General features: G+C 71.3%; 10 protein-coding genes. 3 read left to right on the top strand and 7 right to left on the bottom strand.

The features are described 5' to 3' along the window. Nucleotides 1–96: 96 nt before the first annotated feature. Nucleotides 97–1902, bottom strand: coding sequence for a glycoside hydrolase family 6 protein (locus ACQVFL_RS24665; RefSeq protein ID WP_396690800.1), 1806 nt, complete (start codon nucleotides 1900–1902; stop codon nucleotides 97–99). A gap of 537 nt (nucleotides 1903–2439) precedes the next feature. Between ACQVFL_RS24665 and ACQVFL_RS24670 the strand changes: the two genes are divergently transcribed. Both ACQVFL_RS24670 and ACQVFL_RS24675 read left to right on the top strand, forming a co-directional pair. After that, nucleotides 2440–3477 carry a hypothetical protein gene (locus ACQVFL_RS24670; protein ID WP_396690798.1) on the top strand — a complete coding sequence of 346 codons (1038 nt, stop codon included), beginning with the start codon at nucleotides 2440–2442 and terminating at the stop codon, nucleotides 3475–3477. Continuing rightward, on the top strand, nucleotides 3461–4186 hold the full coding sequence (locus ACQVFL_RS24675; protein ID WP_396690796.1) for a class F sortase: 726 nt from the start codon (nucleotides 3461–3463) through the stop codon (nucleotides 4184–4186). The genes ACQVFL_RS24670 and ACQVFL_RS24675 overlap by 17 nt, the downstream gene beginning before the upstream one ends. A gap of 87 nt (nucleotides 4187–4273) precedes the next feature. Here ACQVFL_RS24675 and ACQVFL_RS24680 read toward each other — a convergent pair whose 3' ends face one another. Next, complete coding sequence (locus tag ACQVFL_RS24680; RefSeq protein ID WP_396690794.1) at nucleotides 4274–9325, bottom strand: NAD-glutamate dehydrogenase; 5052 nt, start codon at nucleotides 9323–9325, stop codon at nucleotides 4274–4276. A gap of 290 nt (nucleotides 9326–9615) precedes the next feature. Here ACQVFL_RS24680 and ACQVFL_RS24685 point away from each other — a divergent pair, with 290 nt between their 5' ends. Further along, nucleotides 9616–11568: a penicillin-binding transpeptidase domain-containing protein gene (locus ACQVFL_RS24685; RefSeq protein ID WP_431727702.1), complete on the top strand. Its 1953-nt coding sequence runs from the start codon at nucleotides 9616–9618 to the stop codon at nucleotides 11566–11568. Nucleotides 11569–11572: 4 nt separating this feature from the next. On the opposite strand, the gene ACQVFL_RS24690 is transcribed toward ACQVFL_RS24685, so the two are convergent. The 5 genes from ACQVFL_RS24690 to meaB all read right to left on the bottom strand — a co-directional run bounded on the left by ACQVFL_RS24690 (nucleotide 11573) and on the right by meaB (nucleotide 17210). Further along, nucleotides 11573–12838: an arginase family protein gene (locus ACQVFL_RS24690; RefSeq protein WP_431727703.1), complete on the bottom strand. Its 1266-nt coding sequence runs from the start codon at nucleotides 12836–12838 to the stop codon at nucleotides 11573–11575. A gap of 70 nt (nucleotides 12839–12908) precedes the next feature. Further along, the gene (locus ACQVFL_RS24695; RefSeq protein WP_396690788.1) at nucleotides 12909–13823 is read right to left on the bottom strand and encodes a tetratricopeptide repeat protein; all 915 of its coding nucleotides are present in this window, start codon (nucleotides 13821–13823) and stop codon (nucleotides 12909–12911) included. A 100-nt stretch (nucleotides 13824–13923) separates the two neighbouring features. Further along, on the bottom strand, nucleotides 13924–15612 hold the full coding sequence (locus ACQVFL_RS24700) for a methylmalonyl-CoA mutase (protein ID WP_396690786.1): 1689 nt from the start codon (nucleotides 15610–15612) through the stop codon (nucleotides 13924–13926). 103 nt (nucleotides 15613–15715) lie between these two features. After that, the gene (locus ACQVFL_RS24705; protein ID WP_396690784.1) at nucleotides 15716–16120 is read right to left on the bottom strand and encodes an Asp23/Gls24 family envelope stress response protein; all 405 of its coding nucleotides are present in this window, start codon (nucleotides 16118–16120) and stop codon (nucleotides 15716–15718) included. 88 nt (nucleotides 16121–16208) lie between these two features. Next, nucleotides 16209–17210 carry a methylmalonyl Co-A mutase-associated GTPase MeaB gene (gene meaB, locus ACQVFL_RS24710; RefSeq protein ID WP_431727704.1) on the bottom strand — a complete coding sequence of 334 codons (1002 nt, stop codon included), beginning with the start codon at nucleotides 17208–17210 and terminating at the stop codon, nucleotides 16209–16211. Nucleotides 17211–17287: the final 77 nt, after the last annotated feature.

Here is a 17287-nt window from a genome sequence, read left to right on the forward strand (position 1 = left end):
GGGCCCCTGGTCCGACCGGTGCGGTCGGACCAGGGGCCCCGGGAAACCCGCCGTCGCAGCGCCTCACCTACTGCTGACGGCCGGTATGCCTAGCCGTCAGGACAACGGCGGGTAGGCGTTGCGCATCAGCTCGGCGAACTGCGCCGGGAACCAGGCGCCCGAGATCGGGGCGTCGGCCAGGGCACCGCTGCGGCTGTTGCCGTTGCGGTCGTTTCCGGTGTAGGTCGGGTCGCACATCCGGTCGAAGCCCTTGCCGTCGTTGTTCGGGATCTCGCGGCTGGAGCCGTCCGACTCACCCGGGGGCTTGATCCAGACGTACGCGTCGATGCCCGACGCCGGCGCGGCCTTCGGCCGCTCGCCCATGCCCGCACCGGCCTGGTTGCACCAGTTGCCCTTGTGGATGCGGCGGTCGACCCGGCCGCCGTCGACGTAGGCGTCCACGCTGGTCGTCGGGCCCGCGCCGGTGGGCCGGGCGCTGCCGCCCCAGCCGTTACGGGAGGTGTCGATCAGCATGCCGATGCCGCTGGGGAAGCCCTGCCGGACCAGTTCCTGCCGGAACGCCTGAGCGAAGCTCTGCTCGTCGTTGTAGAAGTTCCAGTCGATCCACTTGGCCTGACGCACCGTCTGCCCGTTGACCGTGTCGCTGATCTTCGCGTACGGCTCGATCAGGGCGGAGTAGTTGGCGGTGTTGGTGATGAAGCCGTGCACGTTGTTGACCGTGCTGCCGGAGGCGGTGGCGGCCTCCTTCAGGACCTGGGCGCTCGGGACGAAGTTGCTGTCCCAGCCGAGCCAGCCGTGGTGCCCGGCGTCGACGTAGTTGTAGACGTTCGGGATCGCGCCCAGCTTGGCCAGCGCGTAGCCGACACCCTGCACGTAGGCGCCGTTGGCCTTCACCGTGTCGCACATCACGGTGCCACCCGGGTTGTTGGAGGTGTTGGTCACCAGGTTCGGCAGCGAGTCGACCTCGATGACGGTGATGATCCGCAGGTTGCGGTACTTCGTGTCACCCATGATCGCCGCGATCGGGTCGATGTACTGCGCCTTGTACTTGGGCAGCTCGTCGGCCTTCAGCTCACCGTTGGAGGCGAGCGCCGCGCAGTCCCGGCCGGGCAGGTTGTAGATGACGAACTGGATGTACTCGGCGTTCTGCCGCAGCGCCTCGTCCAGGTGGTCCCGGATGCCCATCGGGCCGTTGGACTGGCTGTTGTCCGTACCCTCGATCGCCGCGATCCGGTCGATCCAGACGGCGGTCGAGATGCTCGACACCCGGTTGCCACCGGTGACCGACTCGGCCCGGGCCTTCCACTCCGGGTTCACGTAGCCCCGGGCGTTCAGGTACGGGTTGTCGACCTTGGTACCGGGCGGCGGCGTGGTGGGCGGAGGCGTCGTGGGCGGCGGGGTGGTCGGCGGCGGCGTCGTCGGCGGCGGGGTGGTCGGCGGCGGGGTGGTCGGCGGCGGCGTCGTCGGCGTGGTGCCGCCGTTGCAGGCGACCCCGTTGACCGTGAACGAGGTGGGCTTCGGGTTGCTGCCGCTCCAGGCACCGTTGAAGCCGATGCTGGTGCTGGCGCCGGTGGCCAGGTTGCCGTTGTAGGACTCGTTCTGCGCGGTCACGTTCCGGCCCGACTGGGTCCAGCGGGCCGACCAGCCCTGCTGGACGCGCTGGTTGGCGTCGGGGAACGTGAAGCCGAGCGTCCAACTGGTGAGCCGGTCACCGATGTTCCGGATGGTGATGTTGGCGGTGAAGCCGCCCTGCCAGTCGTTGGTCGTGTATGCGACGTCGCACTGCGTCGCGGCGTGCGCCGCGGTGACCGGAATCGTCACCAAACCGCCCGCGACCAGCGCGCTCGCGCCAGCCAGCGCGACGGCCCGCCGTCGACTGGACAGCCTTCTCCACACATTCATGCCACTGATCTCCTTGGGCGAGACCGGATCCGCGTACGGCCCGGCACGTGGCGTCCGAGGGACGTCCTGCACGGACGACCGCCGATGCCAACGGGATTCTTCGGGAGCGCCCGACCCGGGCGGGCGTTGGTGGTGGTGCACGACCGGCTGACCCGGTCGACGGCAAGTGGTCGTCCGGTGAACCCGGATGCCCTCGACAACTGCCTGTGCGGTGTGGCTCCGATCACCGCGTGCAGCGATTCTTGCATGGGAGCGCTTCCATGGCAATGGTTCGATATTTTCGAAACCCTACCCGGCCCCGATGGGCGCGCCAGGTGACACACCGCCACCGAACCCGCTTCCAGCGGCTACGAAGAGGTGGAAACACCCCACCGGGGACGGGCCGGGACACCCCCCTCAGCGATGCCTGATCGATCGGGTAAATCGTACGAATGCCAGAACACGAATCTTTCCCTGCATAGGTCGTGAAACGGTCTAACGTCAGTTCTGGCTCGGTTGTGCGAGCCGCAGGACAACAGGGATGGAGTGACACAGGTCATGGCTAAGAAGATGCTGGGGAAGGTCGTTGCGGGTGCCGCCCTCGGCGGTGCTTCCCTGCTGGTGTTCGCGCCCGGGGTCGCGCTCGCCGACGGCCACGCTCCCGAGGACGAGGGCAAGGTCTTCGCCAAGCCGCACGCGGTGAAGCCCGGCGACGAGGTCAAGCTCGTGCAGATCTGCGAAGAGGCGCAGGAGCACGCCTTCGTCTGGTCCAAGGTCACCGGCAAGGTCAAGCTCGAAGCGGCCCACAAGGGTGGCGACCGGGGTGACAAGGGTGGCGACCGAGGCGACAAGGGTGGCGACCGGGACTGGAAACAGGACCGCAAGGACTGGGAGGACAAGAAGGACTGGCAGGACGGCAAGGACTGGCAGTCGGGCGGCGAAGACCGCACCGAGGGCAAGGACTGGCAGTCCGGCGGCGAAGACCGCACCGAGAGCAAGGACTGGCAGTCCGGCGGCGAAGACCGCACCGAGAGCAAGGACTGGTCGGGCGAGGCCGAGTCGGCACCGGAGTCCAAGGGCACCGGTGGCGGTGCGGCCGACGCCGACGGCAAGGACCGCGACTGGAAGGCCGAGGAGCACGGCCAGGACGCGGAGGGCGAGGACCACAAGGCCCCGTCCGCCGAGGAGGAGCACGGCGCCAAGTCCGAGCACGACTGGAAGGGCGAGGACGAGCGCGAGTGGTCCGGCGAGAAGGACTGGTCCGGCGAGAAGGACTGGTCGGGCGAGAAGGACTGGTCGGGCGAGCGCGGCAAGGACGACTCGGGCGACCGCTGGGAGCACGAGAAGGACTTCGTCTACTACGGCGAGGCCCGCGTAGCCAAGGACGCCAAGCCCGGCACGTACGAGCTCAAGGGCTCGTGCGGCGTGGGTGAGATCGTGGTCCTGCCGCACGGCGGGGTCGACGGCGGAGACGGTGGCATCGCCACCGGCGCCAACGGTGGCCTGGCCACCGCCGGAGCGGGCATGGTCGGTGCGGCGGCCCTCGGTGGCCTCGTGCTGATGCGTCGGCGCCGGGCCGATGAGTTCGCGGCCTGACGCGACGGCGAGGCGGGCCGGCGGCCGTCACGGATCTCCGTGGCGCGCCGTCGGCGCCGCCGTCGTCGTGCTGCTGGCCATGGTCGGTTCCGGCCTGATCGGCGCATCACTGCGGCCCGTCGAGCCGGTACGCCCACCGCAGCCCCTGGCACAGGCCGGTCCGAGCACCCCCGAGCCGCGCGCGTCCGTACCCTTCGACGACGCGGACCTCGACGACGGTGCCTCCGACGCGGACCGCCCCGCGACCGGGCTGCCCCGCTCCGCCCCGACCACGATCACCATCCCCCGTATCGGCGTCGACGCGAAGATCATGATGCTCGGCACCAACCCTGACGGCACCGTGGAGGTTCCCCCGCTGGACCAGGCCATGCTCGCCGGTTGGTACTCGCCGGGTCCCAGCCCCGGCGAGGTGGGCAACTCGGTGATCGTCGGGCACGTGGACTCTGCGGCGATCGGTGCGGCCGTCTTCTTCTCCCTCGGCGCGCTGCAACCCGGCGACGTCATCACGGTCAGCCGGGCCGACGGTGGATCGGTCGACTTCCGGGTGGACTCGGTGGCCGCCCACCCCAAGAACGCCTTCCCCACCGAACAGGTGTACGGCCCGTCCGACCGACCCGGGCTGCGCGTGATCACCTGCGGCGGCCAGTTCGACGAGGCCAAGGGCGACTACCCGGACAACGTGATCGTCTTCGCCTCGCTGGTGAGCTGAACGAGAGGTCGCTGGTGGGCTGACCGAGACGTGAGGAAGGGCACCTTCCTATGCACGAGGCGTTAGAAAGGTGCCCTTCCTTTCACGTCAGCTCGCTGACGAGGTCCGCACCAGGGTGCGGATCTGGCGCAGCAGCACGCTGAGCGCGGCCAGGTCGGCGCGGGACTCGTCGAACTCCCCCATCGCCCGCTCGGCGCGGTGGATCGAGGTGGCGTTCGACTGCTCCCACTGCTGCACCCGCTCCGCCGGTGAAAGGTCGCCCGGCGTGGAGTCGAGCACCTCCCCGGTGAGCGCGGCCAGCGCGGCGTACAGGTCGTAGCGCAGCGCCATCCGGGCCAGCGTCTGCCAGCGGTCCTCCCGCGGCAGCAGGGAGATCTTCGACAGCAGCGAGTCGACCCGGAACCGGTTCGAGAGCACGAAGTAGACCGAGGCCACCTCGCTCACGTCCCGTCCGCTGCCGGCCGCGGTCTCCACCACGTCCAGCAGACCGAAGCTGTACATCAGGCGGGTGTTGCGCTCGGCCAGCTCACGCGGCACGCCCCGCTCGGTCATCGAGTCGATGTGCGCCGCGATGCCCTCCCGCTCGGTGCCGTAGAACAGCGTCTCCAGCTTCGGCAGCAGCTCGGCCACTCCCTCCCGCAACCGGGCGATCTCCGCCGGCACGTCCAGTGGCGAGCGCCGGTTGGTGACCAGCCAGCGGACCGCCCGGTCGAGCAGCCGCCGGGTGTCCAGGTAGGCGCTGGTCTGCAACTCCGGGTCGATGCGGTTGTCCAGGGCCTCGATGGCGTCCCAGACCTCGCGCAACCCGAACACCTCGCGGACCACCACGTACGCCCGGATCACGTCGGCGGCGGTGGCGGCGGTCTCCTCGACCACCCGGTAGACGAACGAGATGCCGCCCCGGTTGATCGCCTCGTTGACCAGCACCGTGGTGACGATGTCGCGACGCAGCCGGTGCCGGTCCATCCGGTCGGCGAACCGCTCCCGCATCGGGGTCGGGAAGTAGTTGACCAACACCTCGTCGGTCCACTCCTCGTCGGCCAGCCCCTCGGCGATGATCTCCTTCTCCAGGGCGATCTTCACGTACGCCAGCAGCACCGCGAACTCCGGCGCGGTCAGCCCGGACTCGGCGCGTACCGCCAGTTCCTCGTCCGGCGGCAGCGCCTCCAGCGCCCGGTTCAACTCGCCGGAGCGCTCCAGATCCGTGATCATCCGACGGTGCACCGGCAGCAGCGATGCGGCCTGCGCCTGGGCATTGTTGATCGCCCGGGCCTGGTCGTAGTTGTCCCGCAGCACCAGCTCGGCGACCTCGTCGGTCATCCGGGCGAGCAGGTCGTCCCGCTCGGGGACGGACAGCTCGCCGTCGGCCACCGCCGTGTTCAGCAGGATCTTGATGTTCACCTCGTGGTCGGAGCAGTCCACCCCGGCCGCGTTGTCGATGAAGTCGGTGTACATCCGGCCGCCCGACTGGGCGTACTCGATCCGACCCTGCTGGGTGAAGCCCAGGTTGCCGCCCTCGCCGACCACCCGGCAGCGCAGGTTGCGCCCGTCCACCCGGATCGCGTCGTTGGACTTGTCGCCCACCTCGGCGTTGGTCTGGGTGGAGGCCTTGACGTAGGTGCCGATGCCGCCGTTCCAGAACAGGTCGACCGGCGCGGTGACGATCGCCTTCATCAGCTCCTGCGGGCTGATCTGCGTCACGTCGTCGGGCAGCCCGAGCACCGCGCGGACCTGCGGCGACACCGGCACCGACTTCGCGGTACGCGGGTAGACGCCACCGCCGGCCGAGATCAGCTCGGCGTTGTAGTCCTCCCAGGTCGACCGGGACAGCTCGAACAACCGCTTGCGCTCGACGAACGAGGTGGCCGCGTCCGGGTTCGGGTCCAGGAAGATGTGCCGGTGGTCGAAGGCGGCCACCAACCGGATGTGCTCGGAGAGCAGCATCCCGTTGCCGAAGACGTCGCCGGACATGTCGCCGACGCCGACCACGGTGAAGTCCTGGTTCTGGGTGTCGTGGCCCAGCTCGCGGAAGTGCCGCTTGACCGACTCCCAGGCACCCCGGGCGGTGATGCCCATCTTCTTGTGGTCGTAGCCCGCCGAACCGCCGGAGGCGAACGCGTCGCCCATCCAGAAGTTGTGCGCGACGGAGATCTCGTTGGCGATGTCGGAGAAGGTCGCGGTGCCCTTGTCGGCCGCCACCACCATGTACGGGTCGTCGCCGTCGTGCCGGACCACGTCCTCGGGCGGCACGATGTCACCGGCCGCGATGTTGTCGGTGACGTCCAGCAGCGCCGAGATGAACTCCTTGTAGCAGACCACGGCCTCGTCCCGGTCGCCCGGGCGCTGCTTGAGCACGAAGCCGCCCTTGGCGCCCACCGGCACGATCACCGCGTTCTTGACCATCTGCGCCTTGACCAGGCCGAGCACCTCGGTCCGGAAGTCCTCCCGCCGGTCGGACCAGCGCAGCCCGCCCCGGGCCACCGGCCCGAACCGCAGGTGCACACCCTCGAACCGGGGCGAGTAGACGAAGATCTCGAACTTCGGCCGGGGCGCCGGCAGGTCCGGGATGGCCTGCGGGTCGAGCTTGAACGCCACGTACGGCTTGGGCCGCCCGCCGATCGGCTTCTGGTAGAAGCTGGTCCGCAGGGTGGCCTGGATCAGGTTCAGGTACGCCCGCAGGATGCGGTCCTGGTCCAGGCTGGCCACGTCGTCGAGCGCCGCGTCGATCTCGGAGACCAGCTCCGCGGCCCGCTGCTCCCGCTGCTCGGCGGTGAGCGAGCCCGGTTCGAACCGTGCCTCGAAGAGGCGCACCAGCAGCGTGGCCATCCCCGGGTACGCGATGAACGTCGACTCCATGTAGTCCTGGGAGAAGACGGTGCCGGTCTGGCGGAGGTACTTCGCGTACGCCCGCAGCACCACCACCTGCCGCCAGGTGAGCCCGGCGCGCAGCACCAGCTCGTTGAAGCCGTCCACCTCGGCCTCGCCCCGCCACGCCGCCGCGAAGGCGTTCTCCACGTGCGGGCGTACCTCGGCCAGCTCCTGGTGGCCCTCGGGCAGCCGCAGCCCGAAGTCGTACAGCCAGATCCGGCCGTCGACGCGTTCCACCTCGTACGGGTGCTCGTCGACCACCTTCACGCCGAGCGAGTGCAGCACCGGCAGCACCGCGGAGAGCATCATCGGCTCGCCGTAGCGGTAGACCTTGAACCGGACGTCCATCGACTCGTCGACGTCGGCCCGGACGACCGCACGCGGCAGCGGCTGCTTGCGGAACAGGTGCATCTCAAGCTGGCCGGACTCCTCCAGCAGCTCCAGCTTGGCCAGGTCCTTCATCGCCTCGTACGGCGTGTGCCCGTCCTTGTAGCCCTCCGGGAACGCGTCGGCGTACCGGGCGAACAGGTGCTTGGCCTGCTCGTCGCCGAGCTTGCGTTCCAGCACCAGCCGGTAGTCGTCGTCCCACAGCCGGGTGGCGTCGGCCAACTCCTCGGCGAGCAGGTCGGCGTCGATGTCCCCGGGCGGGCTGCCCGGGTCGGTCCGCACGATGAAGTGCACCCGGGCCAGCATCGACTCGGTGACCCGGGTGGTGTAGTCCACCCCGACACCGTTCAGCTCGCGCAGCAGGATGTCCTGCATGCGTAGTCGGTTCTGCGTGGTGAACCGATCCCGGGGCAGGTAGATCAGGCAGGAGATGAACCGCCCGTACGCGTCCCGACGCAGGAACACCCGCAGTTGCCGGCGACCCGCCATCCGCAGCACCCCGATGACCGCGTGGTAGAGGTCGTCGGTCTTGATCTGGAACAGCTCGTCACGCGGGTACGTCTCCAGGATCTGCAACAGGTCCTTGCCGGAGTGGCTGCGCTGGCTGAGCCCGGAGCGGTCCAGCACCTCGGCGACCTTGCGTCGGACCACCGGCAGCTCCTGCACGCTGGTCCGGTACGCGGCGGTGGAGAACAGGCCGAGGAACCGCCGCTCGCCGACCACCCGACCCTCGGCGTCGAAGATCTTGAAGCCGATGTAGTCGAGGTAGGCAGACCGGTGCACGGTGGCCCGCGAGTTCGCCTTGGTGATGATCAGCAGGCGCTTCTCGGTGACCTTCTCGTGCGCCTCGGGCGTCATCGACGACAGCGCCCGCGCCTCCGGCGAGTCCTGCCGCAGGATGCCCAGCCCGGTGCCGAGCACCGCCTCCAGTGCCGGCCCGCCCTCGGTCGAGTTCGGCACCAGCCGGTACTCGCGGTACCCGAGGAAGGTGAAGTGGTCGTGGGCCAGCCAGCGCAGCAGCTCGACCGAGTCGGTGATGTCCTTCTCCGGCACCGGCGGCCGGTTGTCGCTGGTCCGCGCGGCGGCCAGCTCGTCGGCGAGGGCGAGGGCCCGCTGGCGCATCTTGGGCCAGTCCTCGACGGCCTCGCGCACGTCGGTGAGCACCCGCTGCAACTCGCGGCGCAGCTTGTCGCGCTCCTCCGGATCCCGGACCGGGTCGATCTCGATCCGCATCCAGCTCTCGACCAGGTCGCCGTCGATCGCGTCGTCCGGCTCCACGTCGGCGGCCACCTCGACCAGCCGGCCCAGCGGCTCACGGCGCACCACGACCAGCGGGTGCACCAGCAGGTGCACGTCCAGGTGGTGGCTGTTGAGCAGCGCGGTCACCGAGTCGACCAGGAACGGCATGTCGTCGGTGACGATCTCGACGACGCTGTGGTGCTGCTCGGCGTCGGGTGAGTGGATCCGCAGCTTCAACTCGCCCGGTACCCGCTGCTCGGCGAGCTGGCGGTGGGCGCGTGCGGCGTCGAGCATCTCCTCGGCGGTGAAGCCGATCAGCTCCTCGTCCGGCGCGAACCGCCAGAACCGACCCACCAGGGTCGCCGCGTCGTGGTCGTCGCCGGCCAGGGCGACCGCCTGGGCCACCAACCGCTCGGCGTTGGGCACCGGCTCGTCGAGCTCGGCGTCCTCCACGTCGTCCGCCAACGCCTCTGGTGGCAGACCCAGGTCGTAGAGGGTGTCGATGCTCGAACCGGTCATCCCGGTCGTTCCTGTGTCGAGTCGGCCGTAGCCGTCTCCGTCGGTCGCCGTGTCGAAGCTGTCATCCCGGCCGGTGTCAGCCTGCCGGAGGTCGGGTCCCGGTTTGATCGCCGGACGCCGGTCCATTCGGTGCCACTCCCCTCGACCCACCGCGTTGTGGGTCATGCTCGCCGCCCAGCCTAGGCCAGACCGACCGGTCGCCCCGTCGGCGTACCACCAGCCGGACTTCCGGTGCGTGACGTCGTCCTTTCGCCCGTTGCGGTACGAGGTTCGGCCGGGTCAGGAGTACCCCGCCAGATGTTGTTCATCACACCGGCACGGTCCCGTCTTTCGCCCATCCACGGCCAAGCGGGGCAGCCCCTGGTGCCAGGGCGTACTAGCGTGCAGGGCAGCCCGAGCAGGAGGACCCGGATCCGATGCACCGTGCGTACCGCAATCGCCACTTCTCGTCACAACTGGCTGCTCTCGCCGCCGGCCTGGTGATCTCGGCCACTCTGGTCGCCTGCTCCGGTGAGGACGGCCCGGAACGCAGCGTGGACGCCTTCCTCGCCGGCTGGCCCACGGGTGACCTCCAGGCGGTCGGTTTCGTCGACCCGACCGGCAGCCGACTGGCCGCCGCCGACGTCGCCCGCGAGATCAAGGAGCTCTCCGGCGAACTGGCCGAGACGCCGCCCAAGCTGAGCCGGCAGGGCAAGCCCACGGTCGAGCGGGACACCGCGACCAGCACCGTCCGGGTGGAGTGGACCCTGCCCGGCGACGTCACCTGGACGTACGACCGGCCGGTCCGGCTGGTCAAGGGACGCGACGACGTCTGGCAGGTGATCTGGGAGCCGCAGGTCCTCGCCGACCAGCTCACCCGGGGCGACCGGCTCGGCCTGCGGCGTGACCCGGCCCCCCGCGCCGGGGTGCTCGACGGTGCGGGCGCGCCGCTGGTCGCCCCGCGCGAGGTGGTCCGGGTCGGGTTGGAACCCCGCGCGGTGACCGATGTCAAGGCCGTCACCCGCGACCTGGACGCGGCGTTCCGGGCCATCCGTCCGGCGATCAGCCCGCCGGTCGACCTGTCCGATCTGGCCAAGCGGTTGGACGAGGCGAAACCGGACGCGTTCGTCGAGGTGGTCACGCTGCGCGAGGAGGCGTACCGGCAGATCAGATCGCGGATCACGGACCTGCCGGGAGCCGTCTTCTCCACCGACGAACTGGACCTCGCCCCCACCCGCGAGTTCGCCCGCGCGGTCCTTGGCACGGTCGGTCCGGCCCAGGCCGACGACCTGGCCAAGTTCCCCGACCGCTACGTCCGCGGGGACATGGTCGGGCACGGCGGGTTGCAGGGGCGCTGGGACGAACGGCTCCGTGGGGTGCCGGGCCTCACCGTGGTGGTCAAGCGGGCGTCCGGAGCCGGCACGGTGGAGCCCACCGGCACCGAACTGTTCCGGCACGACCCACGGCCCGGCGAGCCGGTGCGAACAAGCCTCGACGTGGTCACCCAGAACGCGGCCGACCAGGCACTGCGCGGCGAGCGGCGACGCTCCGCCCTGGTCGCCGTCCGGATCGGCGACGGCGCGGTGCTCGCCGCCGCCAACGGTCCCGGCGCCGCCGGGGAGAACCTGGCCTTCACCGCGCAGGTGCCGCCGGGCTCCACGTTCAAGATGGTCAGCGCGCTCGGGCTGGTGGAACGCGGCGCGGTGACCCCGGACACCCGGGTCGACTGCCCCAAGACCCAGGTCGTCGACGGCCGGTCGTTCAAGAACTCGAACGACTTCGCCCTCGGCGAGGTGCCGTTCCGCACCGTCTTCGCCCGGTCCTGCAACACCACGTTCGCCGCGCTGGCACCCCAGCTCGGCGGCGACGGGTTGGCCACCACCGGCCGGACGCTCGGCCTGGAGGGTCAGTGGACGGTCGGGCTCGACGCCTTCACCGGCAGGGTCTCCGCGAACGGCGGCGCCACCGAACAGGCCGCCGCCGCGATCGGGCAGGGCACCACCCTGGTCAGCCCGCTGGCCATGGCGGCGGCGACCGCAGCGGTGGCCAAGGGTGGCTTCATTCCGCCGAAGCTGGTGCTCGACCCCGCGCCCGAGGGGGCGGCCGAGCCGGGCCCGGAGCTGAACGCCGAGGCGGTGACGGCGGTCCGCGCGATGATGCGCGAGGTCGTGACCAGCGGCACCGGCACCGCGTTGAAGGACGCCCCGGGCGGGCCGGTGCACGGCAAGACCGGCACCGCCGAGTACGACGACGACCCGGAGAACACCCACGCCTGGTTCGTCGGCTGGCAGGGGGACGTCGCCTTCGCCGTCTTCGTGGAGAAGGGCGGCTCGGGCAGCGGCACCGCCGTACCGATCGCCGAGCGTTTCCTGCGCGCGCTGTCGGCCTGACCGCTCAGGCGGTCAGGCCACCCGGCGCGGACGCGGGCCGGGCGGCGTCGTCGGCCGGGTCGGCGTCGGCGAACCCGTCCTCGTCGGGATCGGCGACCGCCGGCTCCTGGTACGCCACGTCCGGCTCCGGCGCCCGATGCTCGACGCCGTCCGGCTCCCAGTCGGTGCCGTCCGACTCCGGCTCACGGTCGGCCCGGAGCCTCTCCTCCGGTCCGCCTGCACCCGGACCGGCGGCGACCGGTGCCGCCGCCAGCAGGCGCGGTCCGGCCGGTGGCACGTCGGTGAGGTCGACGCCCCGGCGTGGTGCCGGAGCCGACCGCTCGACCGCCTCCGGACGCAGTCGGGGCGGCACCGAGCCGGGTGGGGTCACCGGGCGCAGCCCGGCCACCAGCGTGTTGACGATCTCGGCCGCGTACGCGCCGTCCGGGTCGTAGTCCGGGTCGAAGACGGTCAGCTCGACGCCGAGGCAGTGCGGGGTGTCGACCAGCCCGGCGAGCAGGATCTCCAACTCGGCGAAGGCGATCCCGCCCGGGTCGGGGGCGTCGACCGCCGGCATCACGGCCGGGTCGAGGACGTCCACGTCGACGTGCACCCAGTAGCCGGCGCAGTCCGCGAGCTGCTCGTGCGCCCACTGGGCGGTCCGGGCGGCGCCCTCGGCCCGCAGCGCCGGCACCGGCCGGGTCAGGATCCCGGCGGCCTGGAGGTCCAGGCGGTACTCGTCCTGGGCGCGGATGCCGAGCACCACCACGTCGATGTCCCGGAAGTACGGGCGTCGCCCCTCGATGGCGGCCAGGTCGGCCTGCCCCCGACCGGTGACCAGGGCGAGGTCCTCACCGGCTGCGGCACCCACGTACGAGGCGTTGCCCGGATGCCGGAAGTCGGAGTGCCCGTCCACGAAGACCAGACCGATCCGGCCGCCCACCGCCTCGCCGAGCCGGTGCATGGCCAGGGCCGAGCCGAGCAGGATCGAGCAGTCGCCGCCGAGGATCACCGGGAACTCGCCCCGGTCGATGATCGCGCCGATCCGGTCCGCCAGCCCCACCGAGTAGCCGGCGATCTCCCGGGCGTGGCACACCCCGTCACCCGGCCGCCAGTCCCCCGCGTCGTACCGGGGCGGGGTCAGATGACCGGCGTCGCGCGCCCGCAGCCGCGGCAGCAGGCCCTGGTCACGCAGTGCGCCGGGCGCCTTGCCGCAGCCCGGCACCGAGGTCGGCGTGGGTGGGCGCAGACCGAGGTTGCTCGGCGCGTCGAGGACGGCGATCCGGCGCATGGTGGGCTCCCGTCCTTCGATGTCGGGCGGGCCGGCGAACACGCCGGCCCGCGCTGGCGTGGTAAGTGACTCAGAACAGAGCGCTGGCCAGGGCCCGACGCGCCGACGCGACGGCCGGATCCTCCGGACCGGCGATGGTGAAGAGACCGACCAGGTGCTGACGGACCTTCTCCCGGTCCTCCCCGGCGGTCCGCCGGACCACCGACACCAGCCGCTGGTACGCCTGCTCGGCCAGACCACTGAGCACCTCGATGTCGGCGGCCAGCAGTTGCGCGCCGACGTCGTCCGGGTCGGCCGCCGCGGCGGCGAGCGCCGCCTGCGGGTCCGCGCCGGCCACCCGGCGGGCCAGCCCGACCTGGGCCAGCCCGGCCTCCGCCGCCGCGTCCGCCGGGGTCTCCGCCAGGATCTTGCGGTACGCCCGCTCGGCCGCGTCCAGGTCACCGGTCATCAGGGCGTCGTCCGCCTCGTCCAGGCGCGGGTCCTCCGGCTCGGCCACGGCCACGCCACCGGCCTTGAGCACCGCCTGGATCCACTGGCGGAGCTGCGCCTCGGGGACCACGCCGGAGAAGGCGTCGACCGGCTGCCCGCCGACCACCGCGTACACCATCGGGATGCCCTGCACCCGGAACATCTGTGCCAGTCGAGGGTTGGCGTCCACGTCGACCTTGGCGAGCACCCAGGCGCCGCCGCCCTCCGTCGCCAGCCGCTCCAGCACCGGGGAGAGCTGCTTGCACGGCTCGCACCACTCGGCCCAGAAGTCCACCACCACGGGTGTGGTCAGCGAGCGCTCCAGCACCTCGGACTGGAAGGTCGCCTCGGTCACGTCGATGACGGTGACGCCGCCGCCGACGGGGCCGCCGGGCACGGCGGCGGGCGGGCCGGACTGGGCCGGTGCCGGGGTGGGACTGGGCGCGGCGGGGCGCAACGCGCTGAGGTCGACCGCGCCGCGGGTGAAGATCGACGAGGTGATCCGTGGGTCGCTCATGGTTACCTAGTCTCGCACGCGATTTGCCGAACTCAGATCAAGCGCCGCCCGTGCAGTTGCCACTGTCACCGCTGCCCAGACACCCCCGCCGGAGCGGGTGTCAGAACCGGGCGGGCTCGCGGTAAACGCCCCATTCCGCGCGCAGCGCGTCGCAGATCTCGCCGAGCGTGGCCTCGGCCCGAACGGCGTCGAGCATCGCCGGGATCATGTTCTCCCCGGTACGGCTCACCGCCACCATCTGCTCGACCGCCGTACGGGCCCGGGCGGCGTCCCGGCCGGTCTTGCGCTCGGCCAGCAACCGGCGCTGCTCCAGCTCCACCTCGTGCGAGATGCGCAGGATCTCCAGTTCCTTGGCGACCGTGCCGGTGTGGCAGTTGACGCCGACGATCTTCTTGTCGCCCTTCTCCAGCGCCTGCTGGTAGACGAACGCCGACTCGGCGATCTGGCCGGTGAACCAGCCGTCCTCGATGCCGCGCAGGATGCCGGAGGTCATCGGGCCGATGGTGTGCGGACCCTCGCCGCCCAGCGCGCGGATCCGGGCGAAGATCTCCTCCGCCTCCGCCTCGATCCGGTCGGTCAGCGCCTCCACGTACCACGAGCCGCCGAGCGGGTCCGCCACGTTGGTCACCCCGGTCTCCTCCATCAGCACCTGCTGGGTCCGCAGGGCGATCTCGGCGGAGGAGTCGGTGGGCAGCGCCAGGGTCTCGTCCAGCGCGTTGGTGTGCAGCGAGTTGGTGCCGCCGAGCACCGCGGCGAGCGCCTCGACGGCCGTCCGCACCACGTTGTTGACCGGCTGCTGGGCGGTCAGCGACACCCCGGCGGTCTGCGTGTGGAAACGCAGCCAGAGCGCCTTCTCGCTGGTGGCGCCGTACACGTCGCGCAGCCAGCGGGCCCAGATCCGGCGGGCGGCGCGGAACTTGGCGATCTCCTCGAAGAAGTCGACGTGCGAGTCGAAGAAGAAGCTCAGCCCGGGGGCGAAGACGTTGACGTCCAGCCCGCGCGAGAGGCCCAGCTCGACGTAGCCGAACCCGTCGGCCAGGGTGTACGCCAGCTCCTGCGCGGCGGTCGAGCCGGCCTCGCGGATGTGGTAGCCGGAGACGGAGAGCGGCTTGTAGCGCGGGATCTCCCGGGCGCAGTACTCCATCAGGTCGCCGATCAGGCGCAGGTGCGGCTCGGGGTCGAACAGCCACTCCTTCTGCGCGATGTACTCCTTGAAGATGTCCGTCTGCAGGGTGCCGTCGAGCGTCGACAGGTCGGCGCCCTGCCGCTCGGCGGCGACCAGGTACATGCAGAACACCGGCACCGCCGGACCGGAGATGGTCATGCTGGTGGTGACCGACGCCAGGTCGATGCCGTCGAACAGCGCCTCCATGTCGACGGCGCTGTCCACCGCCACGCCGCAGTGGCCCACCTCGCCGAGCGACTGCGGGTCGTCGGAGTCGCGGCCCATCAGGGTGGGCATGTCGAAGGCGACCGACAGACCGCCACCGCCCGCGCCGAGGATCATCTTGTAGCGCTCGTTGGTCTGGGCGGCGTTGCCGAACCCGGCGAACTGCCGGATGGTCCAGGTCCGCCCGCGATAGCCGGTCGGGTGCAGGCCCCGGGTGTACGGGAACTCGCCCGGCCAGCCGATCCGGTCGAAGCCCGGGTACGCGACACCCTCCGGGGGCCCGTAGACCGGCTCGACGGGCAGCCCGGAGAGCGTGGTGAAGTCCGCGTCCCGCTTACGGGCGGCGTCGTACCGGGCCTGCCAGCGGGCCCGTCCGGCGGCGATCTCGTCGGCGTTCATCCCCGGGCTCCTCCTCGAGTCCTCGACAGCACGTCGAGTGTAGAGCCCTTACCTGAACGATCGCTAAGGAAACGCCTACCGGTCGGTAATGTCGACGAGCCCCTCAGACGGCGGGTCCACCGATGGCGACGTCGTCCACCCGGATGTTGATCTCGTCGACCCGCAGCCCGTACGCCTCGATCGCCTGGGTCACCCCGACCCGTACCGCCGACGTCACCTCGGGCACCGCGTGCCCGGCGTCGATCACGATCACCAGGTTGACCACCGCCGCGCCGTTGGTGACGTGCGCCGAGCATCCGCGCCGGGCGTCCCCCACCTGGTCCAGCCCGACCCGGTCGAGCACCGCGTTGAAGAACCGCGCGACGTCCCCGCCCAACTCGACCACACCGGGCACGGCCTTCGCGGCGGCCACCGCGATCTTCTCCACCACCTCGTCGGAGATGTCGGTACGACCACCCGCCACCGCGTCCGGCGTCATGGGCAACTCCTGCGTCATCTCGTGGTCCATCTCTCTCCAGCAGCCGTCACACCACCCCACGCGCTCTGCGAAGGCGGTGCGAGCGTAACCGTCCGAGACGGTCCGCAGTGGACCTCGTTCAGTCGGAGAGCTGTGCCAGCAGGGTGTCCGCGGCGGCGTACGGATCGATCGCTCCGGCGGCGACCTCGGCGGCGAGCGCCGGCAACTGCGTACCGTCGCGCAGCGAGCCGATCCGGGCCCGCAGCGCCCCCAGCGCGATCGCCTCGATCTCGGCGGCGGCCCGCGCCTGACGGCGGCGGCGCAGCTCGTCGTGCTCGACCAACCAGCCACGGTGCTTGTCGATCGCGGCGGCGACGTCGTCGATCCCCTCGCCCCGCACGGCGACCGCCCGCACCACCTGTGGCCGCCACTGCCCCGGTCCGCGCTCGCCGAGCGCGATCATGCCCTGGATGTCGCGGACGGTGGCGTCGGCACCGTCGCGGTCGGCCTTGTTCACCACGAAGACGTCGGCGATCTCCAGGATGCCGGCCTTCACCGCCTGGATCGCGTCGCCCATGCCCGGCGCGAGCAGCACCAGCGTCGTGTCGGCGAGCGAGGCCACCTCGACCTCGGCCTGCCCGACCCCAACGGTCTCCACCAGCACCACGTCGCAGCCGGCACCCTCCAGCACCCGCACCGCCTGCGGAGTGGCCGCCGACAGCCCGCCCAGGTGCCCCCGGCTGGACATCGATCGGATGTACACACCCGGGTCGGTGGCGTGGTCCTGCATCCGTACCCGGTCACCGAGGATCGCCCCGCCGGTGAACGGACTGGACGGGTCGATCGCCAGCACGCCGACCCGGTGGCCCCGCGCCCGCAGCGCGCTGACCAGCTCGTTGGTGGTGGTCGACTTACCCACCCCCGGCGAACCGGTCAGCCCGACCACCTGGGCCCGCCCGGTGTGCGGGGCGAGCGCCGCCGCGATACGCGGCAGCGTCTCGTCACCCGACTCGACCAGGGTGATCAGTCGGGCCACCGCGCGCGGGTCACCCTCACGGGCCCGCTCGACCAGCAGCGGTACGTCCCGACTGCGCCGCACCGAACCGGCCGCGGCCGGTGCGCTCCCCCTCGCCTCGCTCATGCAGCCGCCCTCACCCGCGACGCTCGGCGGCTCGGCACCCCGGGTGTCGTTCGCGGCTGCCCGGCTCGCCGGGTCGA

Source organism: Verrucosispora sp. TAA-831 (assembly GCF_050780145.1).
Lineage (GTDB): Bacteria > Actinomycetota > Actinomycetes > Mycobacteriales > Micromonosporaceae > Micromonospora.

Coding starts and splice junctions, on each gene's coding strand:
- ACQVFL_RS24665 (WP_396690800.1), bottom strand. CDS start 1,902: ATGAATGTGTGGAGAAGGCTGTCCAGTCGACGGCGGGCCGTCGCGCTG.
- ACQVFL_RS24670 (WP_396690798.1), top strand. CDS start 2,440: ATGGCTAAGAAGATGCTGGGGAAGGTCGTTGCGGGTGCCGCCCTCGGC.
- ACQVFL_RS24675 (WP_396690796.1), top strand. CDS start 3,461: ATGAGTTCGCGGCCTGACGCGACGGCGAGGCGGGCCGGCGGCCGTCAC.
- ACQVFL_RS24680 (WP_396690794.1), bottom strand. CDS start 9,325: ATGGACCGGCGTCCGGCGATCAAACCGGGACCCGACCTCCGGCAGGCT.
- ACQVFL_RS24685 (WP_431727702.1), top strand. CDS start 9,616: ATGCACCGTGCGTACCGCAATCGCCACTTCTCGTCACAACTGGCTGCT.
- ACQVFL_RS24690 (WP_431727703.1), bottom strand. CDS start 12,838: ATGCGCCGGATCGCCGTCCTCGACGCGCCGAGCAACCTCGGTCTGCGC.
- ACQVFL_RS24695 (WP_396690788.1), bottom strand. CDS start 13,823: ATGAGCGACCCACGGATCACCTCGTCGATCTTCACCCGCGGCGCGGTC.
- ACQVFL_RS24700 (WP_396690786.1), bottom strand. CDS start 15,612: ATGAACGCCGACGAGATCGCCGCCGGACGGGCCCGCTGGCAGGCCCGG.
- ACQVFL_RS24705 (WP_396690784.1), bottom strand. CDS start 16,120: ATGGACCACGAGATGACGCAGGAGTTGCCCATGACGCCGGACGCGGTG.
- meaB (WP_431727704.1), bottom strand. CDS start 17,210: ATGAGCGAGGCGAGGGGGAGCGCACCGGCCGCGGCCGGTTCGGTGCGG.